Annotated in this window: 20 protein-coding genes and 1 tRNA gene; 20 read left to right on the top strand and 1 reads right to left on the bottom strand. The window is 72.4% G+C overall.

Features of this window, described 5'->3' with window-relative positions; translation table 11 throughout:
• Positions 1 to 53: 53 nt before the first annotated feature.
• On the bottom strand, positions 54 to 1286 hold the full coding sequence (locus tag ACI79B_RS18710) for a pyridoxal phosphate-dependent aminotransferase (RefSeq protein WP_456929525.1): 1233 nt from the start codon (positions 1284 to 1286) through the stop codon (positions 54 to 56).
• A 277-nt stretch (positions 1287 to 1563) separates the two neighbouring features.
• Here ACI79B_RS18710 and ACI79B_RS18705 point away from each other — a divergent pair.
• From ACI79B_RS18705 to ACI79B_RS18610, 20 genes are all read left to right on the top strand, one after another.
• Positions 1564 to 1636: transfer RNA gene (locus tag ACI79B_RS18705), tRNA-Trp, on the top strand.
• A 142-nt stretch (positions 1637 to 1778) separates the two neighbouring features.
• Entirely contained in the window at positions 1779 to 2324 is a 546-nt protein-coding gene (secE, locus tag ACI79B_RS18700) for a preprotein translocase subunit SecE (protein WP_456929524.1), read from the top strand.
• 42 nt (positions 2325 to 2366) lie between these two features.
• The gene (gene nusG, locus ACI79B_RS18695) at positions 2367 to 3272 is read left to right on the top strand and encodes a transcription termination/antitermination protein NusG (RefSeq protein ID WP_456929523.1); all 906 of its coding nucleotides are present in this window, start codon (positions 2367 to 2369) and stop codon (positions 3270 to 3272) included.
• 55 nt (positions 3273 to 3327) lie between these two features.
• Positions 3328 to 3759 carry a 50S ribosomal protein L11 gene (gene rplK, locus ACI79B_RS18690; protein ID WP_387987792.1) on the top strand — a complete coding sequence of 144 codons (432 nt, stop codon included), beginning with the start codon at positions 3328 to 3330 and terminating at the stop codon, positions 3757 to 3759.
• A 131-nt stretch (positions 3760 to 3890) separates the two neighbouring features.
• Positions 3891 to 4610 (top strand): 50S ribosomal protein L1, encoded by a 720-nt coding sequence (gene rplA / locus ACI79B_RS18685; RefSeq protein WP_456929522.1) that lies wholly within the window; start codon positions 3891 to 3893, stop codon positions 4608 to 4610.
• Between the two features lie 331 nt (positions 4611 to 4941).
• Positions 4942 to 5559 carry a 50S ribosomal protein L10 gene (rplJ, locus tag ACI79B_RS18680; protein ID WP_456929521.1) on the top strand — a complete coding sequence of 206 codons (618 nt, stop codon included), beginning with the start codon at positions 4942 to 4944 and terminating at the stop codon, positions 5557 to 5559.
• A 17-nt stretch (positions 5560 to 5576) separates the two neighbouring features.
• Entirely contained in the window at positions 5577 to 5972 is a 396-nt protein-coding gene (gene rplL, locus ACI79B_RS18675) for a 50S ribosomal protein L7/L12 (protein WP_456929520.1), read from the top strand.
• 278 nt (positions 5973 to 6250) lie between these two features.
• Positions 6251 to 7381, top strand: coding sequence for an ABC transporter ATP-binding protein (locus tag ACI79B_RS18670; protein ID WP_456929519.1), 1131 nt, complete (start codon positions 6251 to 6253; stop codon positions 7379 to 7381).
• Positions 7378 to 8193: an MlaE family ABC transporter permease gene (locus ACI79B_RS18665; RefSeq protein WP_456929518.1), complete on the top strand. Its 816-nt coding sequence runs from the start codon at positions 7378 to 7380 to the stop codon at positions 8191 to 8193. Before ACI79B_RS18670 ends, ACI79B_RS18665 begins: the two co-directional genes overlap by 4 nt.
• 4 nt (positions 8194 to 8197) lie before the next feature.
• A complete protein-coding gene (locus tag ACI79B_RS18660; RefSeq protein ID WP_456929517.1) occupies positions 8198 to 9067 on the top strand; it encodes an MlaE family ABC transporter permease in 870 nt (289 codons plus the stop codon).
• A 7-nt stretch (positions 9068 to 9074) separates the two neighbouring features.
• Positions 9075 to 10475, top strand: coding sequence for an MCE family protein (locus ACI79B_RS18655; RefSeq protein ID WP_456929516.1), 1401 nt, complete (start codon positions 9075 to 9077; stop codon positions 10473 to 10475).
• On the top strand, positions 10472 to 11509 hold the full coding sequence (locus ACI79B_RS18650; protein ID WP_456929515.1) for an MCE family protein: 1038 nt from the start codon (positions 10472 to 10474) through the stop codon (positions 11507 to 11509). The genes ACI79B_RS18655 and ACI79B_RS18650 overlap by 4 nt, the downstream gene beginning before the upstream one ends.
• Complete coding sequence (locus ACI79B_RS18645; RefSeq protein WP_456929514.1) at positions 11509 to 12543, top strand: MCE family protein; 1035 nt, start codon at positions 11509 to 11511, stop codon at positions 12541 to 12543. The genes ACI79B_RS18650 and ACI79B_RS18645 overlap by 1 nt, the downstream gene beginning before the upstream one ends.
• Positions 12540 to 13781, top strand: a complete 1242-nt coding sequence (locus ACI79B_RS18640; RefSeq protein WP_456929513.1) for an MCE family protein — start codon at positions 12540 to 12542, stop codon at positions 13779 to 13781. The genes ACI79B_RS18645 and ACI79B_RS18640 overlap by 4 nt, the downstream gene beginning before the upstream one ends.
• Positions 13778 to 15040 (top strand): MCE family protein, encoded by a 1263-nt coding sequence (locus ACI79B_RS18635; protein ID WP_456929512.1) that lies wholly within the window; start codon positions 13778 to 13780, stop codon positions 15038 to 15040. Before ACI79B_RS18640 ends, ACI79B_RS18635 begins: the two co-directional genes overlap by 4 nt.
• Complete coding sequence (locus ACI79B_RS18630; RefSeq protein ID WP_456929511.1) at positions 15037 to 16305, top strand: MCE family protein; 1269 nt, start codon at positions 15037 to 15039, stop codon at positions 16303 to 16305. Before ACI79B_RS18635 ends, ACI79B_RS18630 begins: the two co-directional genes overlap by 4 nt.
• Positions 16306 to 16363: 58 nt before the next feature.
• Complete coding sequence (locus ACI79B_RS18625; protein ID WP_456929510.1) at positions 16364 to 17050, top strand: hypothetical protein; 687 nt, start codon at positions 16364 to 16366, stop codon at positions 17048 to 17050.
• Positions 17051 to 17055: 5 nt separating this feature from the next.
• The gene (locus ACI79B_RS18620) at positions 17056 to 18015 is read left to right on the top strand and encodes a hypothetical protein (protein WP_457000236.1); all 960 of its coding nucleotides are present in this window, start codon (positions 17056 to 17058) and stop codon (positions 18013 to 18015) included.
• A gap of 382 nt (positions 18016 to 18397) precedes the next feature.
• Positions 18398 to 21907 (top strand): DNA-directed RNA polymerase subunit beta, encoded by a 3510-nt coding sequence (gene rpoB / locus ACI79B_RS18615; RefSeq protein ID WP_456929508.1) that lies wholly within the window; start codon positions 18398 to 18400, stop codon positions 21905 to 21907.
• Positions 21908 to 22003: 96 nt separating this feature from the next.
• Complete coding sequence (locus ACI79B_RS18610) at positions 22004 to 25909, top strand: DNA-directed RNA polymerase subunit beta' (RefSeq protein WP_456929507.1); 3906 nt, start codon at positions 22004 to 22006, stop codon at positions 25907 to 25909.
• Positions 25910 to 26027: the final 118 nt, after the last annotated feature.

Genomic DNA, 26027 nt, shown 5'->3' with positions numbered 1-26027 from the left:
GCCCCCCGCAGGGGCCCGCCGCGAGCCTGCGCACGGTGGGGGGCAGGGGGTCCTCACCCCAGGAGGCGCTGCAGCCGGCCGACGCCCTCGGCCAGGTCGTCGTCGCCGAGCGCGTAGGACATCCGCACGTAGCCCGGCGTGCCGAAGGCCTCCCCGGGGACGACGGCCACCTCGGCCTCCTCCAGCACGATCTCGGCGAACTCCGCGCTGCTCGACGCGGTGCGGCCGTTGATCGGCCGGCCCAGCAGGCCCTTCACCGACGGGTAGACGTAGAAGGCGCCCTGCGGCTCGGGGCAGGTGATGCCGGGGATCTCCCGCAGCATCGACACGATGGTCTTCCGGCGCCGGTCGAACGCCGTCCGCATCGCGTCCACCGCCGACAGGTCGCCGGTCAGCGCGGCCACCGCCGCCGCCTGGGACACGTTGGCGACGTTCGAGGTGGCGTGCGACTGCAGGTTGGTCGCGGCCTTGACGACGTCGGCGGGGCCGACGATCCAGCCGACCCGCCAGCCGGTCATCGCGTAGGTCTTGGCCACCCCGTTGACGACGACGCAGCGGTCGGCGAGCTCGGGGACGACGACCGGCATCGACGGCGCGGTGACCCCGCCGTAGGTCAGGTGCTCGTAGATCTCGTCGGTGAGCACCCACAGCCCGGCCTCCAGGGCCCAGCGGCCGATGGCCTCGACCTGGTCGGGCGGGTAGACCGCGCCGGTCGGGTTGGACGGCGAGACGAACAGCAGCACCTTGGTGCGCTCGGTGCGCGCGGCCTCGAGCTGCTCGACCGAGACGAGGTAGCCGCTGTCCTCGTCGGCGACCACGGGCACCGGCACGCCGCCGGCCAGCCGGATCGCCTCCGGGTAGGTGGTCCAGTAGGGCGCGGGCACGAGGACCTCGTCGCCGGGGTCGAGCATCGTGGCGAACGCCTCGTACACGGCCTGCTTGCCGCCGTTGGTCACCAGCACCTGCGCCGGCGTGACGGTCAGGCTCGAGTCGCGCGCCGTCTTCGCGACGATCGCCTCCTTGAGCGCGGGCAGGCCGCCGGCGGGGGTGTAGCGGTGCATCGCCGGCTGCCGGGCCGCGGCGATGGCCGCCTCGACGACGTAGTCCGGCGTCGGGAAGTCCGGCTCACCGGCGCCGAAGCCGATGACCGGCTTGCCCGCCGCCTTGAGGGCCTTGGCCTTCGCGTCCACCGCGAGCGTGGCGGACTCGGCGATGGACCCGATGCGCCGCGAGACGCGGCGCTCGGCGGGGGAGAGGGCGGACTCCGACGGGGAGACGGCGGTCATGGGTCCATCGTGTCAGGCGCCACGCCGCCGGGGCCCGTCAGTTCCCGGTCCTCCGGGGCACGGCCCGCGTGACCACCGCCGACGGCACCGCCCCGGTGACCCCGCGCGGGAGGTCCTCCGGAGCGCGGTCACGGACCGGTCCCGCGGTCCCGTACACTGGCAACCCTGGGGCGTTCGACCCCGCCACCGGCGTGCCCCGGATCCTCCCGGGACCGGCGTGCCGAGGGCGAGGCCCGACCGTCCCGGGGCAGCCCGGGGTCACCAGCCCCGGGCGCCAAGGGGTGTAGCTCAATTGGCAGAGCAGCGGTCTCCAAAACCGCAGGCTGCAGGTTCAAGTCCTGTCACCCCTGCCCGTGCCGCCGGCCCGTGCCGGCGGGCAGCACGACCCGGCACGACCGCGCACCGGCTCCCCGGACGCGGTCGCCGGCCGGTGAGCACCACACCAGACGGCCCGACAGCAGCGGCCACCAACCACGACGCGAGCGAGGCGCAGTGAGCGAGAAGCCGGGCCGCGGGGAGGACCCCCGCACCGCCTCCGACGCCGAGCTGTCCGACGAGCAGCTCGACCGCGAGGCCCCGGGCGTCGAGGACGCCGCCGAGCTGGAGGCCGCCGAGGACGAGGTCGCCGCCGAGGCCGAGGCCGACGAGGACAAGGTCGTCAGCGCCCCGGCCCGCCGCCGCGGCGGCCGGATCACCGCCGGCGACGACGAGGACGACGAGCCGGCCGCCCCGCGCACCCGGCGCCCCGCCCGCGAGGAGGCCGCCGGCAGCCGTCCCGCCGGTCGCGCCGCCGAGGGCTCCGGCACCCGGTCCCGGGCCGCCGCGCAGCGGGCGCGGGCCGAGGAGGTCCGGCAGAAGCGCAACCTGCGCCGGTTCCTGCGCGAGGTCGTCGCCGAGCTCCGCAAGGTCATCTGGCCCGGCCGCCGGGAGCTGATCACCTACACGACCGTCGTCATCCTCTTCGTGGCGTTCATGGTGGCGCTCGTCGCGGGCCTCGACGTCCTCTTCGCGCAGGGCGTGCTCGCCGTCTTCGGCTGACCGCCCCCTGCGCCTGACCGCACCCGACAAGGAAGAGACCCCGTGACCGACCCCCGCGAGCCCTTCGACACCGACAGCGACGTCGAGGCCATCGACCTCGACGACCAGCGGATGGACGTCCGCGGCAGCGTCGACCTCGAGACCGGCGCGGACGAGGCCGGCTCCGCCGAGGGCTCGGTCGACACCGCCGACCAGGACACCGCCACCGGTGTCTCCGACGTGACCCCCGCGGTCGAGGGCGGCGGCCGCGACAGTCTGGTCGGCGACCCGCTGGCCGCGCCGGCCCCCGACCACGACCCGGTCGTGACCGAGGCCCTGGCCGAGGCGGAGGCCGCGGACGAGGACCCGCGCGAGACGCTCAAGCGGACCCTGCGGACCCAGTTCGGCGACTGGTACGTCATCCACTCCTACGCGGGCTACGAGAACAAGGTGAAGACCAACCTCGAGTCCCGCATCCAGTCGCTGGACATGGAGGACTACATCTTCCAGATCGAGGTGCCCACCGAGGAGGTCACCGAGATCAAGAACGGCAAGCGCACCCAGGTCAACCGGAAGAAGCTGCCCGGCTACCTGCTCGTCCGGATGGACCTCAACGACGAGTCCTGGGGCGCGGTCCGCAACACCCCCGGCGTCACCGGCTTCGTCGGTGCCACCTCGCGGCCCTCGCCGCTGAGCATCGACGAGGTCGTCAACCTGCTGGTGCCCGACGCCCCGCCGCAGGCGGCCAAGGCGGCCGAGGCGGCCTCGCCCGCGGCGGCGTCCGCGCCGACCGCCGTCGTCGACTTCGAGATCGGCGAGTCGGTGACCGTCATGGACGGCCCGTTCGCCACCCTCCCGGCGACCATCAACGAGATCAACGCCGAGCAGCAGAAGCTGCAGGTGCTGGTCTCCATCTTCGGCCGGGAGACGCCGGTCGAGCTGTCGTTCACCCAGGTCGCCAAGATCTGAGTGCGCCCGAGCACCACCCCGGCCGTTCGAGCCTGAGTCACACGAGAAGGAAGTCATGCCCCCCAGGAAGCGGTTGACCGCGGTCATCAAGCTCCAGATCAACGCCGGTGCGGCCACCCCCGCGCCGCCCGTGGGTCCGGCGCTCGGCCAGCACGGCGTCAACATCATGGAGTTCTGCAAGGCGTACAACGCCGCCACGGAGTCGCAGCGCGGCAACGTGGTCCCGGTCGAGATCTCGGTGTACGAGGACCGCTCGTTCACCTTCGTCACCAAGACCCCGCCGGCCGCCCGCATGCTGCTCAAGGCCGCGGGTGTCGAGAAGGGCTCGGGCGAGCCGCACAAGACCAAGGTCGCCACGGTCACCCGCGACCAGGTCCGCGAGATCGCGCAGACCAAGATGCCCGACCTCAACGCCAACTCGCTGGACGAGGCCGAGCGGATCATCGCCGGCACCGCCCGGTCGATGGGCATCACCGTCACCGGCTGACGGAAGCCGCCGGGAACCGGCGGCGTTGCACCACCCGGGGCTCGTCCGAGCCCCGCGCACCTGTGGGAGGGCCTGCGCCAGGCCCGCACACCACGAGATCCCCGCACCCGCGGCGGGGGAGAGGAACCACCATGGCGAAGCACGGCAAGAAGTACCTCGAGGCGGCCGCCAAGGTCGACCGCGAGGCCCTGTACAGCCCGCTGCAGGCGGCGGGGCTGGCGAAGGAGACCTCGCCGACCACCTACGACGCCACCGTCGAGGTGGCCATGCGGCTGGGCGTCGACCCGCGCAAGGCCGACCAGATGGTCCGCGGCACGGTCAACCTGCCCCACGGCACCGGCAAGACCGCCCGCGTCATCGTCTTCGCGACCGGCGACAAGGCCGCCGAGGCCGAGGCCGCCGGTGCCGACGTCGTCGGCTCGGACGACCTGATCGCGCGCATCCAGGAGGGCTTCCTGGACTTCGACGCCGCGATCGCCACGCCCGACCAGATGGCCAAGGTCGGCCGAATCGCCCGCATCCTCGGCCCCCGCGGCCTGATGCCCAACCCGAAGACGGGCACCGTGACCCCCGACGTCACCAAGGCCGTCGCGGACATCAAGGGCGGGAAGATCAACTTCCGCGTCGACAAGCAGGCCAACCTGCACCTGGTGATCGGCAAGACCTCCTTCGACGAGACCAAGCTCGTCGAGAACTACGCCGCCGCCCTCGACGAGGTGCTGCGCGCCAAGCCGGCCGCGGCCAAGGGCCGGTACCTCAAGAAGGTCACCATCTCCACCACGATGGGCCCGGGCATCCCGGTCGACCCGAACCGCACCCGCAACCTGACGGTGGACGAGCCCACCGCGTGAGCTCCTGCTGAGAGCGACCCGGAGGCCCCGCCGCGCACCCCGCGCGGCGGGGCCTCCTGGCGTTCCGGGCACCGGCCGCCGCCTCCGGCCCGACGTCGCGTATGCTGGTCGGCGTTCCCCCCACGACCGCTGGTCGTCGCACGCCCGCGTGCGATCGAAGGTCCCGGATCCCCGGGCGGCCCGCGCAGGAGGACGGTTCGATCGCCGCGGCGCCCCGTGCCCGCGTCCCTCGCCCCGTGCGCCCTGCGCCGGGGCGTTCCTCGTCTCCGGGCCCCGATCGCCCGCTCTCGTACGACGCACGGGTGGTCACCCGTCCGACGAGAGGAGGCCCATGCCCACGCAGGCGAAGGCCGCTGTGATCGACGAGATCACCGAGCGGTTCCAGAAGTCCAGCGCGGCCGTGCTCACCGAGTACCGCGGGCTGACCGTGTCGCAGCTGACCCAGCTGCGGCGTTCCCTCGGTGCGGGCAGCAGCTACGCCGTCGTCAAGAACACCCTGACGAAGCGGGCGGCGGACTCGGTCGGCCACACCGACCTGGCCCCGCTGCTCAACGGCCCGACCGCGATCGCCTTCATCGAGGGCGACGTCGTCGAGGCCGCCAAGGCCATCCGCGACTTCGCGCGCGCCAACCCGCTGCTCGTCGTCAAGGGCGGCGTCGTCGAGGGCCGCACCGTCGGCCCCGCCGAGGTCACCGCTCTCGCCGACGTCGAGCCGCGCGAGGTGCTGCTGGCCAAGCTGGCCGGCGCGATGAAGGGCAACCTCACCAAGGCCGCCGGGCTGTTCCAGGCCCCGCTGTCCCAGGTCGCCCGCCTGGCCGCCGCGCTGCAGGAGAAGAAGCCCGCCGAGGGCGACTCCGCTGCCGCCGACACCGCTGCTGCCGACACCGCTGCTGCCGACACCACCACCGACTCCGCTGACGCCGCGGACACCGCGGCCAGCACCGACTGACCCCAGAAGGAGAGATCATGGCCAAGCTGTCCACCGCGGAGCTGCTCGACGCGTTCAAGGAGATGACGCTGCTCGAGCTGTCCGACTTCGTGAAGCAGTTCGAGGAGACCTTCGAGGTCACCGCGGCTGCCCCCGTCGCCGTCGCGGCCGCCCCGGCCGCCGGTGGTGCCGGTGACGGCGGTGCCCCCGCCGCCGAGGAGCAGGACGAGTTCGACGTCATCCTCGAGGCCGCCGGCGACAAGAAGATCCAGGTCATCAAGGAGGTGCGCGGCCTGACCTCGCTCGGCCTCAAGGAGGCCAAGGACCTGGTCGACGGCGCGCCGAAGCCGGTCCTGGAGAAGGTCGCCAAGGACGCCGCCGAGAAGGCCAAGGCCGCTCTCGAGGGCGCCGGCGCCACCGTCACCATCAAGTGACGCCGTCCCCGGCCTGAGCCGGGGACCTGCACCACCCAGCACGCCACAGGGGCCGCTCTCCTCCGGGAGGGCGGCCCCTGTCGCGTCCGCCCCCTCGGTGGGGTGGTGTGACAGCGACCCGTGTCACGTCGGACGAGTGACCCACGTAACCTCCCCCTCCGGTCCTCGTTACCCGTGAGTACGAGGAGGCGGTGTCCCGGCACACGGGGCCCGCGACGGGACGCGGTCCCGGGGCTCCCGCCGCGCGCGGGCCCCGGACAGGGGCGAGGAGGTCGACGGTGGGCGTCGCGGTCCAGGTCGAGGGGCTGACCAAGTCCTTCGGCAGCCAGAACATCTGGAGCGACGTCACCCTCACGCTGCCGCCGGGGGAGATCTCCGTGCTGCTGGGCCCCTCGGGCACCGGCAAGTCGGTGTTCCTCAAGTCGCTGGTCGGGCTGCTCAAGCCCGAGCGCGGCTCGATCGTCATCACCGACACCGACATCGTCCGGTGCGGCGAGGCCAGGCTCTACGAGGTCCGCAAGCTGTTCGGCGTCCTGTTCCAGGACGGCGCGCTGTTCGGCTCGATGAACCTCTTCGACAACATCGCCTTCCCGCTGCGCGAGCACACGAGGAAGAGCGAGTCCGAGGTCCGCCGCATCGTCCTCGAGAAGATGGACATGGTCGGCCTGCAGGGCGCCGAGGGGAAGCTGCCCGGCGAGATCTCCGGCGGCATGCGCAAGCGCGCCGGCCTCGCCCGCGCGCTGGTGCTCGACCCCGAGATCATCCTGTTCGACGAGCCGGACTCGGGTCTGGACCCGGTCCGCGTCGCCTACCTCAACCAGCTGATCGTCGACCTCAACGCGCAGATCGACGCCACCTTCCTCATCGTCACGCACGACATCGGCACCGCCCGCACCGTGCCCGACAACCTCGGCCTGCTCTACCGCAAGCACCTGGCGATGTTCGGCCCGCGGGAGCAGCTGCTCACCTCGCAGGAGCCGGTGGTCCAGCAGTTCCTCAACGGCCGCCGCGAGGGCCCGATCGGCATGAGCGAGGAGAAGGACGTCGCGCAGGTCGAGGCCGAGATGGCCGCCCTGCAGGCCCGCGGCGGCGACCGGCACAACGGCGTCGGGCCCAAGGGCGCCGTCGGCGGCGACGCCGTCCCGCCGCAGCTGGACCCCTCCCCGGGCCTGCCCGAGCGGCGCGCCCAGCGCCGCCGGCAGGAGCGCGTGGCTCGCATGCTGCACCAGTTCGACCCGGCCACCGCCACGGCGATCCGCGCCTCCCTGCCCGAGGACCTGCTCGCCCAGGTCGACGCCGGCGTGTTCTCGCCGACGACGGACGCCACCGGGCGGCACTGGGACACCTCGCAGGTCGTCGGCGCGACGGCGGCCGGCGGCGCCCTGCCCGGCCCGCGGGACGGCCGGTGACGGCCACCGGGAAGCCGGAGGCGCCGGGCCTGCTCGACGGGAAGCTCTCCCCGGTCCGGCCGCTGCGGGCCAGCGGCACGCTGTTCGCCTTCGCGCTCGACACCTTCCGCGCGCTGCCCAGGCGGCCCTTCCAGCTGCGCGAGTTCGTGCAGCAGACCTGGTTCGTCGCCAGCGTCACCATCCTGCCGACGGCGCTGGTCGCGATCCCCTTCGGCGCGGTCATCGCCCTGCAGCTGGGCTCGCTGACCCGCCAGCTCGGCGCCCAGTCGTTCACCGGCTCGGCGTCGGTGCTGGCCGTGCTGCGCGAGGCCAGCCCGATCGTCACCGCGCTGCTCATCGCCGGCGCCGGCGGCTCGGCCATCTGCGCCGACCTCGGCGCCCGCAAGATCCGCGACGAGATCGACGCCATGGAGGTGCTCGGGATCAACCCGATCCAGCGCCTCGTCGTCCCGCGCGTGCTGGCCGCGATGGTCGTCGCCACCCTGCTCAACGGCCTGGTCAGCGTCGTCGGCGTGGCCGGCGGCTACTTCTTCAACGTCGTCCTGCAGGGCGGCACCCCGGGCGCCTACCTGGCGTCGTTCGGCGCGCTCGCGCAGGTCGAGGACTTCTGGTCCGGGGAGATCAAGGCCCTCGTGTTCGGGCTGATCGCCGGGATCGTCGCCTCCTACAAGGGCCTGCGCGCCGGCGGCGGGCCCAAGGGCGTCGGCGACGCGGTGAACCAGTCGGTGGTCATCACCTTCCTGCTGCTGTTCGCCGTGAACTTCGTGATGACGGCGATCTACTTCCAGCTCGTCCCGCCGAAGGGGCAGTGACCCGATGGCACTGCTCTCCCCGGTCGACCGGGTCCGCGTCGGCGCCCGCCGGCTGGTCCGCCGCGTCTACGGCCGCCCGATGGACACCCTCGAGGACCTCGGCGACCAGCTGTCCTTCTACGGCCGCGCGCTGGGCTGGACGCCGCGCACGCTGCGCCGCTACAAGCGGGAGACGTTCCGGCTGCTCGCCGAGGTCACCTTCGGCACCGGCGCGCTGGCGGTCATCGGCGGCACGGTCGGCGTCATCGCGTTCCTGTCGTTCTTCACCGGCACCGAGGTCGGGCTGCAGGGCTACGCGGCGCTGGACCAGCTCGGCACCTCGGCGTTCACCGGCTTCCTCTCGGCGTACTTCAACACCCGGGAGATCGCCCCGCTGGTCGCCGGCCTGGCGCTGTCGGCCACCGTCGGCTGCGGCTTCACCGCCCAGATCGGCGCCATGCGGATCAACGAGGAGATCGACGCCCTCGAGGTCATGGGCGTGCCCTCGCTGCCGTTCCTGGTGACCACCCGCATCGTCGCCGGGTTCGTCGCGGTCATCCCGCTCTACGTCATCGGCCTGCTGAGCAGCTACTTCGCCACCCGGACCATCACCACCGAGGCGTACGCGCAGTCGGCCGGCACCTACGACCACTACTTCAACCTCTTCCTGCCGCCGCAGGACGTGCTGTGGTCGTTCGTCAAGGTGCTCGTCTTCGCCGTCGTGATCATCCTGAGCCACTGCTACTACGGCTACCGGGCCAGCGGCGGCCCGGCCGGGGTCGGCCTCGCCGTGGGCCGGGCGGTGCGCTTCTCGATCGTGGCGGTCATGGTCATCGACCTGTTCCTGTCGCTGGCCATCTGGGGTTCGACGACGACGGTCCGGATCGCGGGGTGAGCGGGCGATGAGCGGGGGCAGGGGCGCGGTGGTGCGCCGTCGGCTGCAGGGCGTGGCGTTCCTCGTCGTCCTGGTGATGCTGCTGGCGCTGACCGTGGCGCTCTACACCAAGGCGTTCACCGACACCGCGCGCGTGGTGCTGCACGCCGACACCGTGGGCAACCAGCTGCAGGAGACCTCCGACGTCAAGGTGCGCGGGGTGATCGTCGGCGAGGTGCGCTCGGTCGACGCCGGCGCCGAGGGCGCGACGATCGAGCTGGCCATCCGGCCGGAGTTCCTGGACCGGATCCCCGCCGACGTCACCGCCCGGCTGCTGCCCAAGACGCTGTTCGGCGAGCGCTACGTGTCCCTCGTCGTGCCCGAGCGGCCCTCGGCGGAGCGGCTGGCCGACGGTGACGAGATCGGCCAGGACCGCACCGAGAACGCCGTCGAGCTGCAGCGGGTCATCGACGACCTGCTGCCGCTGCTGCGGGCGGTGCAGCCGCAGGACCTCAGCTACACCCTCGGCGCGGTGGCCTCGGCCCTGCGCGGCCGCGGCGACCGGCTGGGGGAGAACCTCGCCGCGATCGGCGGCTACGTCGGCGAGCTGAACACCGTGCTGCCCGAGCTGCAGGCCGACATCAGCGGCCTGGCCGACGTCGCCGACACCTACACCTCCGCCGCCGACGACCTGCTCGCGGTGCTGGACGACCTGGCGGTGACGTCGCGGACGCTGGTCGACCAGTCCGAGCAGCTGCGGCGCACGTTCACCGTCGTGGGCGCCTCGTCGGCGACCGCCGCCGGCTTCCTGGAGACCAACGAGCGCAGCCTCATCTCGCTGGCCGCCACCTCGCGGCCGGTGCTCGGCCTGTTCGCCGAGTACTCGCCGGAGTACCCCTGCCTGCTCGACGGCCTGGCCCGCTTCAAGCCGATGATCACCGAGGCCTTCGGCGGCGACGGCGACCCCGCGCTGAACCTGGACATCACCGTGACGCTGCCGCCGCGCAACCCGTACCAGCCCGGCGACCAGCCGGCCTACCTCGACCGGTCCGGGCCCGACTGCCAGGGCCTGGGCGACATCGACGCGATCATCGCGGCCGCCGACCGGGGCGAGTACTACTGCCCGGTGCCGCCGGTGGACGGCGTCGACTCGGTGGACAACCCGTACAGCGGCAACCCCAACTGCCTGGGCGGCCGCGGGCCCGAGGACGTCCCCGCCGGCGCCGGCGAGCCCGACGGCAACGTGACCACCGACCTGTCCGCCTTCGGGAACTCCGTGCCGGGGCAGCTGGCCGGGTCGACGGCGGAGCTGGACTTCGTGCGCAGCATCCTCGGCTACCAGACCGGCGTGGACCCCGGCGAGGTCTCCGACCTGGCCGCCTCCACGATGGCGCCGCTGCTGCGCGGGACCCAGGTGGCGCTGCGATGAGGGGGCTCGCCGCGCCGTTGACCAAGCTGGCCGTCTTCGCGCTGGTCACCGTGCTCGCCAGCTACGTCCTGGTCAGCACCATCACCAACGCCGGCTACGGCGAGCCGCTGGAGTACCGGGCGCAGTTCTCCGACGTCGCCGGCCTGGTGGAGGGCGACGAGGTGCGCATCGCCGGCGTCCGGGTGGGCCAGGTGACCGCCATCGGCCTGTCCGACCGGACCGAGCGGCCGGTGGCCGAGGTGACCGTCGCGGTCGACGCCGACGTCCCGCTGCCCACCTCGGTGCTGGCGACCATCCGCTACCGCAACCTCGTCGGCCAGCGCTACGTCGCGCTGACCGAGGGGGAGGGGTCGGCCGGGCGCACCCTCGAGGAGGGCGACACCATCCCGCTGGCCCAGACGACGCCGGCGCTGGACCTCACCACGCTGTTCGGCGGGTTCCAGCCCCTGTTCCAGGCCCTCTCGCCGCAGGACGTCAACCGGCTGTCCTTCGAGATCATCCAGGTGTTCCAGGGCGAGGGCGGCACGGTGGAGAGCCTGCTCGGCCACGTCGGCTCGCTGACCTCGTCCCTGGCGGACAAGGACGCCGTCATCGGCAGCGTCATCGACAACCTGACCTCGGTGATGGGGACGGTCGCCGCCCGGGACGAGCAGCTGTCGTCGCTGGTCGTCTCGCTGCAGCAGTTCGTCTCCGGGCTGAGCGAGGACCGCGACGCGATCTTCGACTCGCTGCAGACCATCGACGGCCTGGCGGTCAGCACCGCCGGGCTGCTCGAGGACGCCCGCGCCCCGCTGGCCGCGGACATCGAGGGCCTCGGCGACCTGGCCGGCAACCTCGCCGACACCGGCGACGTCCTGGAGGACTTCCTGCAGCTCGCCCCGACCAAGATCGACCTGATCACGCGGACCGCCGTCAACGGCAGCTGGTTCAACTTCTACATGTGCGGGGCGTCCGGCACGGTCACCCTGCCCGGCGCCGACGAGCCGAGCACCATCCCCGCGGGCGGGCTGTCCTCCGGCGGGAGGGGGTGCTGATGGCCCGCCGTCCGGCCAAGCCGTTCCGCGACCGCAACCCGGTCGTCATCGGGGCGGTCAGCCTCTCGCTGATCGCGCTGCTGGTGCTGCTCGCCTTCAACGCCCAGTCGCTGCCGCTCATCGGTGGCGGCACCGTCTACCGCGCCCAGTTCTCCGAGGCCGCGGGCCTCCGGCCCGACGACCCGGTGCGCGTCGCCGGCGTCAAGGTCGGTCAGGTCGAGAGCCTGGCGCTGGAGGACGGCGCGGTCACCGTCGAGTTCCGCGTCCGCGACGCGTTCGTCGGGGACCGGTCCGAGGCGGCCATCAGGATCGAGACGGTGCTCGGCGCGAAGTACCTGGCGCTGGTCCCGCGCGGCGCGACGCCGCTGGACCCCGAGCAGCGCATCCCGCTGCAGCGGACCGCCTCGCCCTACGACGTCGTCGAGGCCTTCGCGGACCTGTCCACCACCGTCGACGACATCGACACCGCCCAGCTGGCCACCTCCTTCCAGGTGCTGTCGGAGACCTTCGCCGACACCCCCGACGAGGTGCGGACCTCCCTGGACGGGCTGGCCCGGCTGTCGGACACCATCGCCTCGCGGGACGCCCAGCTGCGCGAGCTGCTGTCGGCCACCCGGGACGTGACCCAGGTCCTGGCCGACCGCAACGGCGAGTTCACCCAGCTGATCCTGGACTCCAACACCCTGCTCACCGAGGTGCAGGAGCGCCGGGCGCTCATCGACTCGATCCTCACCAACACCCAGACGCTGGCCCAGCAGCTGACCGGGCTGGTCGCGGACAACCGCGAGGCCCTCACCCCGGCGCTGCAGCAGCTGGCGGCCGTCACCGACATCCTGTCGCGCAACCGCCAGGCCCTCGGGGAGACCGTCGCCAACCTGGCGCCCTTCGTCCGGGTCTTCACCAACACCCTGGGCAACGGCCGCTGGTTCGACAGCTTCGTGGAGAACCTGCTGCCCGGCGCCGTCGGGTCGGTGCTCTGCGGGGGCGCCGCCCAGGTGCCCGGGGGTCTCGTCTCCTGCGAGGAGGGGCAGTGACCGGCACCCTGCAGCGCGGCGTGGCGCTGGCGGCCGCGGTCGTCCTGGTGGCCGCCCTCGGCTGGACGGTCCTGCGGCCGGCCGGCCAGATCCGGGTCACCGCGTACTTCGGCCAGGCCGTGGGCGTGTACCCCGGCGGTGACGTGCGGGTCCTCGGCATCGACGTCGGCGAGATCACCGACGTCGTCCCGATGGGCGACCGGGTGCGCGTCGACATGCTCGTCGACGACGAGTACGACATCCCGGCCGACGCCGACGCGGTCATCCTCGCGCCGTCGCTGGTCAGCGACCGGTACGTGCAGTTCTCGCCGGTCTACGACGGCGGCCCGACCCTGGAGGACGGCGCCGAGCTGGACCTGTCGCGCACGGCCACGCCGGTCGAGCTGGACGCGGTCTACGGCGCGCTCGACGAGCTCTCCGCCGCCCTCGGCCCCACCGGCGCCAACGCCGACGGCGCCCTGCAGGACCTGCTGGCCACCGGCGCGGACAACCTCGAGGGCAACGGCGACGCGCTCAACCGGACCCTGACCGGGTTCTCCACCGCGGTGCAGACGCTGTCGGAGAACCGCGACGACCTGTTCGGCTCGGTGGAGAACCTGCAGGCGTTCACCTCGGCGCTGGCCACGATCGACACCCAGGTGGGCCAGTTCAACGACAACATGGCCGCCGTCGCCGCCCAGCTCGAAGGCGAGCGGGAGGACCTCGCCGCCGCGGTGCAGCTGCTGTCCCAGGCGCTGGGGGAGATCGCCACGTTCGTGCAGACCAACACCGCCCTGCTGACGACGAACGTCGACCGGCTGGCCGACGTCACCCTCACCCTGGTCCAGCAGCGGCAGGCGCTGGCCGAGGTGCTCGACGTCGCCCCCGCGGCGCTGGGCAACGTCGCGCACGCCTACAACCCCGACTACGGCACGCTCGACACCCGCGACAACTCGCTGGCGGCGGCCAACCCGGAGGTCACCGTCTGCCAGCTGCTGGCCCAGGCCGGCCGGCTGCAGGTGGGCAGCGTGAGCCTCACCGACCTGACCGCGTTCCTCCAGCTGCCGCCGACCGAGCAGATCTGCCTGCGGCTGCTCTCCGGCGACCCCGGCAACGACGGGCAGCTCGACGACCTCAACGGCAACGGCGTGCCCGACCTGCAGGAGCTGCTCGGCACGCTGTTCGGCCGCAGCACCGCCCCGCAGGCCGGCGGCACCCCGCTGGTCGGCCTGCCGCTGGTGCCGGGGGCGCAGCAGTGACCGGGCTCGGCCGGCGGGCCGCCGCGCTGGGCGCCGGGGTGCTGCTGCTGTCCGGGTGCGGCTTCCGCGGCGCCTACTCCCTCGACCTGCCCGGCGGCGCCGACGTCGGCGACGACCCCTACACGGTGCAGATCCAGTTCCTCGACGTGCTGGACCTCGTCCCGCAGGCCGGCGTCCGCGTCGCCGACGTCCCGGTCGGCCGGGTGGAGGACGTGTCGCTGGGGGAGGACTGGACCGCCCTGGTCACCGTCGAGATCAACGGCGACGTCGACCTGCCCGCCAACGCGGTCGCCATGATCCAGCAGTCCTCGCTGCTGGGGGAGAAGTACGTGGAGCTGGCCGCCCCGGGCACCGAGACGCCCACCGGCCGGCTCACCGACGGCGCGCTCATCGGCCTGGACCGCACCAACCGCAACGTCGAGGTGGAGGAGCTCCTCGGCGCGCTGTCGCTGGTGCTCAACGGCGGCGGGCTGGCGCAACTGCAGACGATCAGCCGGGAGCTGGGCGACGCGCTCGAGGGCCGCGAGGACGCCGTCCGCGCCACCCTCACCCAGCTCGACACGTTCATCGCCGGCCTCGACCAGCAGCGCGACGAGATCGGCCGGGCGCTGGACAGCGTGAACGCGCTGGCCGAGTCCCTCGCCGCCCGCACGGAGACCATCGAGACGGCGCTGGACACCATCGGGCCGGGCCTCGACGTCGTCACCGAGCAGCGCGACCTGCTCGTCTCGATGCTCGACAGCCTCGCCCGCCTCGGCGACGTCGGCACCCGGGTGATCGACCAGGCCGGTGCGGACACCGTGGCCGACCTGCAGCTGCTGCAGCCGATCCTCACCCAGCTGGCCGCCGCGGGGCCCGACCTCGCCGAGTCGCTGGACCTGCTGCTCACCTACCCGTTCCCGGCCAGCTCGCTGTCGGCGCTGCAGTACCGGCCCGACGCGCGGACCGGCGGCTACGGCCTGTTCACCAACATGACCGCCAGCCTGAACCTCGACCTGCGCGAGCTGCTGTGCCGCTACGTCGTCGACCCGGTCACCGGCGGCCTGGAGACCCTCGACCCGCAGGACCTGGCCGGCGACACCTGCGGCAGCGCCGGCACCCCGCCGGCCAACGCCGGCGGCAGCGGCGCGTCATCGCCGGCGCAGTCGCTCGCCCCCGGGCTGGGCGGGCTGGCCGGCACCGTCCTCGGCGGCGGCACCGGCGGCGCGCCGGCCGGCCTGCCCGGGCTGCCCGGCATCCCGACGGGAGGCACCCCGTGATCACCCGCAAGGTCAAGCTGCAGCTGCTCGCGTTCACCGCGGTCGCGCTACTGGGCATCTCCTACGTCGGCTTCAACTACGTCGGCCTCGACCGGGTGCTGCTCGGCAGCGGCTACGACGTCGCCGCCGACTTCGCCGACTCCGGCGGCATCTTCGTCAACGCCGAGGTCACCTACCGCGGCGTCGCCGTCGGCCGGGTCAGCGACATGCAGCTCACCGACGACGGCGTCCGGGTCACGCTGACCATCGACCCCGACGCCGACCCGATCCCCGCCGACACCGACGCCGTCGTGGCCACCCGCAGCGCCGTCGGCGAGCAGTACGTCGACCTGCGCCCGGCCACCGCCGACGGGCCGTACCTGGTCGACGGCGCGGTCATCCCGCAGTCGCGCACGGCCATCCCGATCCCGGTCGAGCAGCTGCTGCTCAACGTCGACCAGCTGGTCACCTCGATCGACCCCGAGGACCTGCGCGTCGTCGTCGACGAGCTCGGCCGCGCCTTCGCCGGCGCCGGCGACGACCTGACCCGGCTCATCGACAACGGTGACCTGCTGCTGGCCCGCGCCGAGGAGTCGCTGCCGCAGACGCTGCAGCTGATCACCGACGGGCGGACCGTGCTGCAGACGCAGGCCGAGAGCCGCTCGGCGATCGAGCAGTGGGCCGCCGACCTGCGCGCGGTCAGCGACACGCTGGTCGACATCGACCCCGACCTGCGCGGCCTGGTGGTCAACGCGCCCGACGCGGGGGCGGCGCTGCAGGACCTGGTGGACGACGCGGGGCCGGGCCTGGGCTCCCTGGTGCGCCACCTCGACGTCCTCAACGGCGTGACCATCCCGCGCCTGGACGGGGTCGAGCAGATGCTCGTCACCTACCCCGACGCCGTCAGCGGCGGGTTCAGCGTCGTCCGCGACGACGGCGGCACGATGCGGGCGCACTTCGGGCTCGTGCTCAACAGCGACGACCCGCGGGCCTGCACCAGCGGCTACGTCTCCACCGGGCAGCTGTCCACCCCCGCGTCGGTGGCCGGGCTGGACGTCGACTCCGTCGGCTGCGACGTGGTGAACGGCGCCGACCCGACGCCGGGCGACGGCGTCGACGAGTCGGGCTCGAACATCCGCGGCGAGCAGAACATCGGCCGCGACGGCGGCGTCGGCTCGCCCGGCCCGCAGGGGCAGGGCGGTGCCGGCGCGCCGGTGGCGTCGGTGGCCGACGACGTCCTCGGCGGCCTGCTCGGTGCCCTCCCCTTCGCACGGACGGCGGGCTGAGTACGTCATGCTCTTCACCCAGAGCACTCGAGACGGCACGGACCGAGAGGAGGACGCGGTGACGCGCGCCGGGCAGGACACCGGGACGGCCCCCGACGAGACCACCGCCGATCCCTCCGCCACCGAGGACGCGCCGGCCGGCCGCCGCGGCCGGCGGCGGGCCCGCCACGCCGCTCCCCAGGAGCCGGTGGCCGGCGACGACGTCGACCCCTCCGGCGGCGACGCCGACCCCTCCGGCGACGACGCCGCGCCGCGCGCCCGCCGCCGGCCGTCGGTCCCGCTGGTGCCCGTGCTCGCGGTGCTGCTCGTGCTGCTGCTCGCCGCGGCCGGGTGGCTGTGGCTGACCCGCGAGGACGAGTCGCCGGTGCGCACCGACAGCTACGTGCAGGTGCTGCAGGCGGCCCGCTCGGGGATCGTCGACCTGACGTCCTTCGACGCGGTCACCATCGACGACGACATCGAGCAGGTCCGCCGCGTGGCCACCGGCGACCTGCGCGACGAGTCCCTGGCCCAGCTGCAGGACCGGCGGCAGGAGCTGGTGGACGCCCAGGCGGTCGTGCAGACCGAGGTCGTCGGCGCGGGCGTGGTCAGCGCCGACGAGGACTCGGGCACCGTGCTGCTGGTCCTCCAGTCGACGCAGCGGAGCACGGCCGGCCCGCAGGCCCAGGTGCTGCGCTACCGCATCCAGGTGGAGCTCGTGCGCGAGGACGGCCGCTGGCTGCTGTCCGGGATCTCGGGGAGGTGACCGGTGTGAGCGAGACCCCGGGGGAGCGCCCCCGCCCCACGCCGCGCCCGCGCGCGGACCGGCCCCGCCCGTCCCCGCGTCCCCGGGTGGCCGGCAGCCGCCGGGACCGGGAGGAGCCCCGCGCCCAGGCGGCACCGGAGGCCACCGTCACCGTGGCACCCGGGGCGGAGGCCCCGGTCACCGAGGCCCCCGCGGCGGTGACGCCGGCCGCGGAGGCGGCCACCGCGGCGACCACCGCCCGGCGCCGGGCCCGTCCCGGCCCGCTGGGCGGCGACACCGCGGCCGTCTCGCTGGCCGAGGCGCCGGCGCCCGCTCCGGACGGGACCGGCGGCGCCGGGACCGCCGACGAGGACGCGCCCGCCCGGCACGGTGCCCGCCGCCCCCGCGCCGGGCGCCCCGCCCGGACCGTCGCCGGGCCGTCGCCGCGACCTCGTCGCCGGCTGCCGGTGGTGGCGGTCCTCGCGGTGCTGTGCGTGCTCGCCGCCGGCCTGGTCGGCCTCCTCGCCTGGCAGCGGCTGGACCCCGCGTCCGTCTCGCCGTCGGTGTTCGCCGCGGCGCGCGAGGACGTGGAGGCCCTCTACGCCTACGACTACCGGGACTCCGAGGGCAGCGTGCAGCGCAAGCTCGACGTCCTGACCGGCGACCTGCGCGACCAGTACGAGCAGGACCTGTCCCAGGGCGGGATCGTCGACACCTACGAGCAGGTGTCGGCCACCACGCGGTACGAGGTGCTCGACGTCGGCCTGCAGCAGGTCTCCGACGACCAGGACAGCGCGACCGTCGTCGTGTTCGGCCAGTACGTCGTCGAGTCGGTCAACAGCGGGACCCAGCCCGCCCCCGAGGGCTCCGAGTGCACGGTCACCCCGGAGGGCGCCCAGTCGTGCACCCAGACCGTCCAGGTGCAGCTCGCGCAGGTCGACGGCGACTGGAAGATCAGCGACCTGACCCTGCTCACGACCAGCTGATCCGGGGGCCGCGGGCCGGGCCGGGCGGCGTTCCCCGCGGCGTGGCGGAGACAGCGGGGCCCCCGGGCTGGCATCATGGCCGCGCGGAACGCCGCCCGGTCTGCCGGACGCCGTCCTTCCCGGGAGTGGGGTCAGCGTCACCCCACCCCCGACGTGGACAGCGTGCGCGAGCAGGGGTAGGGTTCTCTGTTGCGCTGCCCCCTGACTGCCTGCCCGCCGAGACGGGTCACCTGGGCTGCCCGGGATCCCCTCCCGGCACCTGGGCGACACCCGTTCCCCGAGCGGGCCGGACGCCGCGGACAGCCCCGCCATCACCGACGACGACCCAGGACGAACCCGCACCCACCGCCCGCACGTCGTGAGGTCCTTGGAAGGACGCATCTTGGCAGGCTCTCGCCCCACCAGCATCTCCCCCAGCACGACCGAGTCCGGCGGCTTCGGCCAGCAGAACCAGACTCCCCAGGCCGGCCCCCGCACCGGAGAGGCCGACCAGCAGAAGATCCCCGGCGCTCCGCTCCGGGTCTCCTTCGCGAAGATCTCCGAGCCCCTCGAGGTGCCGGATCTGCTCGCCCTGCAGACCGCGTCCTTCGACTGGCTGGTCGGCAGCCCCGAGTGGCGCGCCACCCTCTCGCCCGAGGAGCAGGCGACCGCCGTCGGCGGCCTGGCCGAGATCCTCGAGGAGATCTCCCCGATCGAGGACTTCAGCGGTTCGATGTCGCTGTCCTTCTCCAACCCGCGCTTCGAGGACGTCAAGGCGTCCCTCGAGGAGTGCAAGGACAAGGACATGACCTACGCGGCGCCGCTGTTCGTCACCGCCGAGTTCATGAACAACACCACCGGCGAGATCAAGAGCCAGACGGTGTTCATGGGCGACTTCCCGATCATGACGAACAAGGGCACGTTCGTCATCAACGGGACCGAGCGCGTGGTCGTCTCGCAGCTCGTGCGCAGCCCCGGCGTCTACTTCGACAAGACCCTGGACAAGACCTCCGACAAGGACGTCTTCAGCGCCAAGGTGATCCCCAGCCGTGGTGCGTGGCTGGAGTTCGACGTCGACAAGCGCGACACCGTGGGCGTGCGCATCGACCGCAAGCGCCGTCAGCCGGTCACCGTGCTGCTCAAGGCGCTGGGCTGGACCGAGGACCGCATCCGCGAGCACTTCCAGTGGTCGCCGACCATCCTCGCCACCCTGGAGAAGGACCACATCGCCGGGCAGGACGAGGCGCTGCTGGACATCTACCGCAAGCTGCGGCCGGGCGAGCCGCCGACGCGGGAGAGCGCCCAGGCGCTGCTGGAGAACCTCTTCTTCAACCCGAAGCGCTACGACCTGGCGAAGGTCGGCCGCTACAAGGTGAACAAGAAGCTCGGCGTCGAGGTCCCGCAGGGCACCCTGACGCTGACCGAGGACGACATCGTCGCCACCATCGAGTACGTCGTGCGACTGCACGCCGGCGAGCCCGACCACGGGGTCGACGACATCGACCACTTCGGCAACCGCCGACTGCGCACCGTCGGCGAGCTGATCCAGAACCAGATCCGGGTCGGCCTCTCCCGCATGGAGCGCGTGGTCCGCGAGCGGATGACCACCCAGGACGTCGAGGCGATCACGCCGCAGACCCTGATCAACATCCGGCCGGTCGTCGCCTCCATCAAGGAGTTCTTCGGCACCAGCCAGCTGTCGCAGTTCATGGACCAGACCAACCCGCTCGCGGGCCTGACCCACAAGCGCCGCCTGTCGGCGCTGGGCCCGGGTGGTCTGTCCCGTGAGCGGGCCGGCATGGAGGTCCGCGACGTGCACCCGAGCCACTACGGCCGGATGTGCCCGATCGAGACCCCGGAAGGCCCGAACATCGGCCTGATCGGCTCGCTGTCGGCCTATGGCCGGGTCAACGCCTTCGGCTTCATCGAGACCCCGTACCGCCGGGTCGAGAACGGCGTGGTCACCGACCACATCGACTACCTGACCGCCGACGAGGAGGACCGCTTCGTCGTCGCCCAGGCCAACTCGCCGCTGGACGCCCAGGGCCGGTTCGCCGAGGAGCGCGTCCTGGTCCGCACCAAGGGCGGTGAGGTCGACTACCTGTCGCCCGAGCAGGTCGACTACATGGACGTCTCGCCGCGGCAGATGACCTCGGTCGCGACGGCGATGATCCCGTTCCTCGAGCACGACGACGCCAACCGCGCGCTCATGGGCGCGAACATGCAGCGTCAGGCCGTCCCGCTGCTGCGCAGCGAGGCGCCGCTGGTCGGCACCGGCATGGAGCTGCGGGCCGCCGTCGACGCCGGCGACGTCGTCGTGGCGGAGAAGGCCGGCGTCGTCGAGGACTCGACCGCCGACTACGTCACCGTCATGGCCGACGACGGCACCCGGCAGACCTACCGGCTGCTGAAGTTCCGCCGCTCGAACCAGGGCACCTCGATCAACCAGACCCCCGTCGTCGACGAGGGCCAGCGGGTCGAGGTCGGCCAGGTCATCGCCGACGGGCCGTGCACCGACCAGGGCGAGATGGCGCTGGGCAAGAACCTGCTCGTCGCCTTCATGCCGTGGGAGGGCCACAACTACGAGGACGCGATCATCCTGTCGCAGCGCCTCGTGCAGGACGACGTCCTGTCCTCGATCCACATCGAGGAGTTCGAGGTCGACGCCCGCGACACCAAGCTCGGCGCCGAGGAGATCACCCGGGACATCCCGAACGTCTCCGAGGAGGTCCTCGCCGACCTCGACGAGCGCGGCATCATCCGCATCGGTGCCGAGGTCGTCCCCGGCGACATCCTCGTCGGCAAGGTCACGCCCAAGGGCGAGACCGAGCTGACCCCCGAGGAGCGGCTGCTGCGGGCGATCTTCGGTGAGAAGGCCCGCGAGGTCCGCGACACGTCGCTGAAGGTCAAGCACGGCGAGTCCGGCAAGGTCATCGGCGTCCGCGTGTTCTCCCGCGAGGACGGCGACGAGCTGCCCGCCGGCGTCAACGAGCTGATCCGGGTCTACGTCGCCCAGATGCGCAAGATCTCCGACGGCGACAAGCTCGCCGGGCGCCACGGCAACAAGGGCGTCATCGCGAAGATCCTGCCGCAGGAGGACATGCCGTTCCTCGAGGACGGCACCCCGGTGGACATCGTCCTCAACCCGCTCGGCGTCCCGGGCCGGATGAACGTCGGCCAGGTCCTGGAGACCCACCTCGGGTGGATCGCCAAGTCCGGCTGGCAGGTCGAGGGCACGCCGGAGTGGGCGGTCAACCTGCCCGAGCAGGCGCGCCAGGCGGAGCCGGGCACCCGGACCGCGACGCCGGTGTTCGACGGCGCCCGCGAGGAGGAGATCATCGGCCTGCTCGGCTCGACGATCCCCAACCGCGACGGCAACCGGATGGTGCAGGAGACCGGCAAGGCGCGGCTGTTCGACGGCCGCTCCGGCGAGCCGTTCCCCGAGGCGATCTCGGTGGGCTACGTCTACATCCTGAAGCTGCTGCACCTGGTCGACGACAAGATCCACGCGCGGTCGACCGGCCCCTACTCGATGATCACGCAGCAGCCGCTGGGTGGTAAGGCGCAGTTCGGTGGCCAGCGCTTCGGTGAGATGGAGTGCTGGGCGATGCAGGCCTACGGCGCGGCCTACGCGCTGCAGGAGCTGCTGACCATCAAGTCCGACGACATCCTGGGCCGCGTCAAGGTCTACGAGGCCATCGTCAAGGGCGAGAACATCCCCGAGCCGGGCATCCCCGAGTCGTTCAAGGTGTTGCTCAAGGAGCTGCAGTCGCTCTGCCTCAACGTCGAGGTCCTCTCCGGCGACGGGCAGGCGATCGAGCTGCGCGACACCGACGACGAGGTGTTCCGGGCCGCGGAGGAGCTGGGCATCGACCTGTCCCGCCGCGAGCCCTCCAGCGTCGAGGACGTGTGATCGGCCGCCGGCCGGCCCTCCGCGTGACGGGCCGGCCGGCGTCCCCAGCCAACGACTAGAAGTGCAGTAACGAGCCCCGGGAAAGGGGTCCACTCAGTGCTCGACGTCAACTTCTTCGACGAGCTCCGCATCGGTCTGGCCACCGGCGACGACATCCGCCAGTGGTCGCACGGTGAGGTGAAGAAGCCCGAGACCATCAACTACCGGACGCTGCGCCCGGAGAAGGACGGTCTCTTCTGCGAGAAGATCTTCGGTCCCACGCGGGACTGGGAGTGCTACTGCGGCAAGTACAAGCGCGTCCGCTTCAAGGGCATCATCTGTGAGCGCTGCGGCGTCGAGGTGACCCGGGCGAAGGTCCGCCGCGAGCGGATGGGCCACATCGAGCTGGCCGCGCCGGTCACCCACATCTGGTTCTTCAAGGGCGTCCCCTCGCGCCTGGGCTACCTGCTCGACCTGGCGCCCAAGGACCTCGAGAAGATCATCTACTTCGCCGCCTACCTGATCACCTCGGTCGACGACGAGGCGCGCCACCGCGACCTCCCGACCATCGAGGCCGAGATCAGCGCGGAGAAGCACAACCTCGAGAGCCGGCGCGACGCCGACGTCGAGGCCCGCCAGCAGAAGCTCGAGGCCGACCTGGCCGAGCTCGAGGCGGAGGGCGCCAAGTCCGACGTCCGCCGCAAGGTGCGCGAGGGCGGCGAGCGCGAGATGCGCCAGCTGCGCGACCGTGCCCAGCGGGAGATCGACCGCCTCGAGGAGGTGCTCGACACCTTCCGCAAGCTCGAGGTCAAGCAGCTCATCGCCGACGAGGGCCTGTACCGCGAGCTGCGCGACCGGTTCGGCGAGTACTTCGAGGGCGGCATGGGTGCCGCGGCCCTGCAGAAGCTGCTGGCCGACTTCGACCTCGACGCCGAGGCCGCCTCGCTGCGCGAGACCATCCGCAGCGGCAAGGGCCAGCGCAAGCTGCGGGCCCTCAAGCGGCTCAAGGTCGTCGCGGCGTTCCAGCAGACCCGCAACTCGCCCATGGGCATGGTGCTGGACTGCGTCCCGGTCATCCCGCCGGACCTGCGCCCGATGGTGCAGCTCGACGGTGGCCGCTTCGCCACCAGCGACATGAACGACCTGTACCGCCGGGTCATCAACCGGAACAACCGGCTCAAGCGGCTGCTCGACCTCGGCGCGCCCGAGATCATCGTGAACAACGAGAAGCGGATGCTCCAGGAGTCCGTGGACGCGCTGTTCGACAACGGCCGCCGCGGCCGTCCGGTCACCGGCCCGGGCAACCGCCCGCTCAAGTCGCTGTCCGACCTGCTCAAGGGCAAGCAGGGCCGGTTCCGGCAGAACCTGCTCGGCAAGCGCGTCGACTACTCCGGCCGATCGGTCATCGTCGTCGGCCCGCAGCTCAAGCTGCACCAGTGCGGCCTGCCCAAGCAGATGGCGCTGGAGCTGTTCAAGCCCTTCGTCATGAAGCGGCTGGTCGACCTCAACCACGCGCAGAACATCAAGTCCGCCAAGCGCATGGTCGAGCGCGCCCGTCCCGTCGTCTGGGACGTGCTTGAGGAGGTCATCACCGAGCACCCGGTGCTGCTGAACCGGGCGCCGACGCTGCACCGCCTGGGCATCCAGGCCTTCGAGCCGCAGCTGGTCGAGGGCAAGGCCATCCAGATCCACCCGCTGGTCTGCACCGCCTTCAACGCCGACTTCGACGGCGACCAGATGGCGGTCCACCTGCCGCTGTCGGCGGAGGCGCAGGCCGAGGCCCGCATCCTCATGCTGTCCAGCAACAACATCCTGAGCCCGGCCGACGGTCGCCCGATCACCGCGCCGACCCAGGACATGGTGCTGGGCCTGTACCACCTGACCACCCTGGTGCCGAGCCGGCACCAGGCCGACGGTGGCCGTCCGGCGGCCTTCGGGTCGACGGCCGAGGCGATCATGGCGTTCGACAAGGGCGCCCTGGCCCTGCAGGAGCGCGCGCTGATCCGCCTCGACGAGGTGTTCGGCGTCGACAACGGCAAGGTCAACGAGGCCTGGACCCAGCCCGAGGACTGGACCCCGGGTGCCCCGGCGCTGGTCGAGACCAGCCTCGGCCGGGTGCTGTTCAACGAGGCCCTGCCCGAGGACTACCGCTTCGTCAACTACCAGGTGCCGAAGAAGGAGCTCGGGGCGATCGTCAACGACCTCGCCGAGCGCTACCCCAAGGTGCAGGTCGCGGCGACGCTGGACGCCCTCAAGTCGGCCGGCTTCCGCTGGGCCACCCGCTCGGGCGTCACGATCGCCATCGACGACGTCGTCACCCCGCCGGCCAAGCAGGAGATCCTCGACCGGCACGAGGCCGAGGCGCGCGGCATCGAGCGGCAGTACGAGCGCGGTGTCATCACCGACGCCGAGCGCCGTGGCGAGCTGATCGAGATCTGGACCCGCGCGCGGGCCGAGGTCTCGCAGGCGATGGTGGACAACTTCCCGACCACCAACCCGGTCTGGGTCATGGTCAACTCGGGCGCCCGAGGCAACATGATGCAGATCAGCCAGATCGCCGGCATGCGCGGCCTGGTGGCCAACCCGAAGGGCGAGATCATCCCGCGGCCGATCAAGGCCAACTTCCGGGAGGGTCTGTCCGTGCTGGAGTACTTCATCTCCACGCACGGCGCGCGCAAGGGTCTGGCCGACACCGCGCTGCGGACCGCGGACTCCGGGTACCTCACCCGCCGGCTGGTCGACGTCTCGCAGGACGTCATCATCCGCGAGGAGGACTGCGGCACCGAGCGCGGCGTGGTCATGCCGATCGCGACCGTCGTCGACGGTGTCCTGACCCGGGACGCGCACGTCGAGACCAGTGTCTACGCCCGCTCCCTGGCCGCCGACGTGGTGGCCGAGGACGGCACGCTGATCGCGCAGGCCGGCCAGGACTTGGGTGACGTGCTGATCGGCCAGCTGGTCGACGCTGGCGTCGCCGAGGTCAAGGTCCGCTGCGTCCTGACCTGCGAGTCCCTGCTGGGCACCTGCGCGACCTGCTACGGCCGGTCGCTGGCCACCGGCAAGCTCGTCGACGTCGGCGAGGCGGTCGGCATCATCGCCGCCCAGTCGATCGGTGAGCCCGGCACCCAGCTGACGATGCGCACCTTCCACACCGGTGGTGTCGCGGGTGAGGACATCACCCACGGTCTGCCGCGTGTCGTGGAGCTCTTCGAGGCCCGCGTCCCCAAGGGCAAGGCCCCGATCGCCGAGCTGGCCGGCTCCGTCCGGATCGAGGACGGCGAGCAGTTCCGCAAGCTCACGATCACCCCGGACGACGGCTCCGACGAGGTCGTCTACGACAAGCTGTCGCGCCGGTCGCGGCTGCGGGTCGAGGACGGCGCCCACGTCGAGGTCGGCGAGCAGCTCACCGAGGGTGCGGTGGACCCGCACGAGGTGCTGCGGATCATGGGCCCGCGCGAGGTGCAGCTGCACCTGGTCCGCGAGGTCCAGGAGGTCTACCGCAGCCAGGGCGTGTCGATCCACGACAAGCACATCGAGGTGATCATCCGCCAGATGCTGAAGCGGGTGACCATCATCGACTCGGGCGCCACGGAGTTCCTCCCCGGTGCGCTGGTCGAGCGGACGCTGTTCGAGACCGAGAACCGCCGCGTCGTCGCCGAGGGCGGCGAGCCGGCCTCGGCCCGTCCGGTGCTCATGGGCATCACCAAGGCCTCGCTCGCGACCGAGTCGTGGCTGTCGGCCGCCTCCTTCCAGGAGACGACCAAGGTGCTCACCGACGCCGCCATCCAGGGCAAGAGCGACTCGCTCCTCGGCCTGAAGGAGAACGTGATCATCGGCAAGCTGATCCCGGCGGGTACGGGCATCAGCCGCTACCGGAACATCACGGTCGAGCCGACCGAGGAGGCCCGCGCCGCCGTCTACACGATGGCCGGGTACGACGACGGGCAGTACTACAGCCCGGACGTCTTCGGGTCGGGCTCCGGTGAGGCCGTGCGCCTCGAGGAGTACGACTGGCGGGGCTGATCCCCGGTAGCACGTGAGAAGGGCCCCCAGGTCATCGACCTGGGGGCCCTTCTCCGTTCACGAGGCACGATCAGGTGACCTGATCGTGCGGCGTCCTGGCTCACCGCCGACGGCGAGC

It is taken from the genome of Geodermatophilus sp. SYSU D00879, from assembly GCF_054050375.1.
Note: the sequence above shows the minus strand (reverse complement) of the source record. Positions and strands in the feature narration are given on the sequence as shown.

Excerpts from the sequence above, each read along its gene's own strand:
- ACI79B_RS18710 (WP_456929525.1), bottom strand. The coding sequence starts at position 1,286 with ATGACCGCCGTCTCCCCGTCGGAGTCCGCCCTCTCCCCCGCCGAGCGC.
- rplK (WP_387987792.1), top strand. The coding sequence starts at position 3,328 with ATGCCCCCCAGGAAGCGGTTGACCGCGGTCATCAAGCTCCAGATCAAC.
- rplA (WP_456929522.1), top strand. The coding sequence starts at position 3,891 with ATGGCGAAGCACGGCAAGAAGTACCTCGAGGCGGCCGCCAAGGTCGAC.
- rplJ (WP_456929521.1), top strand. The coding sequence starts at position 4,942 with ATGCCCACGCAGGCGAAGGCCGCTGTGATCGACGAGATCACCGAGCGG.
- rplL (WP_456929520.1), top strand. The coding sequence starts at position 5,577 with ATGGCCAAGCTGTCCACCGCGGAGCTGCTCGACGCGTTCAAGGAGATG.
- ACI79B_RS18660 (WP_456929517.1), top strand. The coding sequence starts at position 8,198 with ATGGCACTGCTCTCCCCGGTCGACCGGGTCCGCGTCGGCGCCCGCCGG.
- ACI79B_RS18655 (WP_456929516.1), top strand. The coding sequence starts at position 9,075 with ATGAGCGGGGGCAGGGGCGCGGTGGTGCGCCGTCGGCTGCAGGGCGTG.
- ACI79B_RS18650 (WP_456929515.1), top strand. The coding sequence starts at position 10,472 with ATGAGGGGGCTCGCCGCGCCGTTGACCAAGCTGGCCGTCTTCGCGCTG.
- ACI79B_RS18645 (WP_456929514.1), top strand. The coding sequence starts at position 11,509 with ATGGCCCGCCGTCCGGCCAAGCCGTTCCGCGACCGCAACCCGGTCGTC.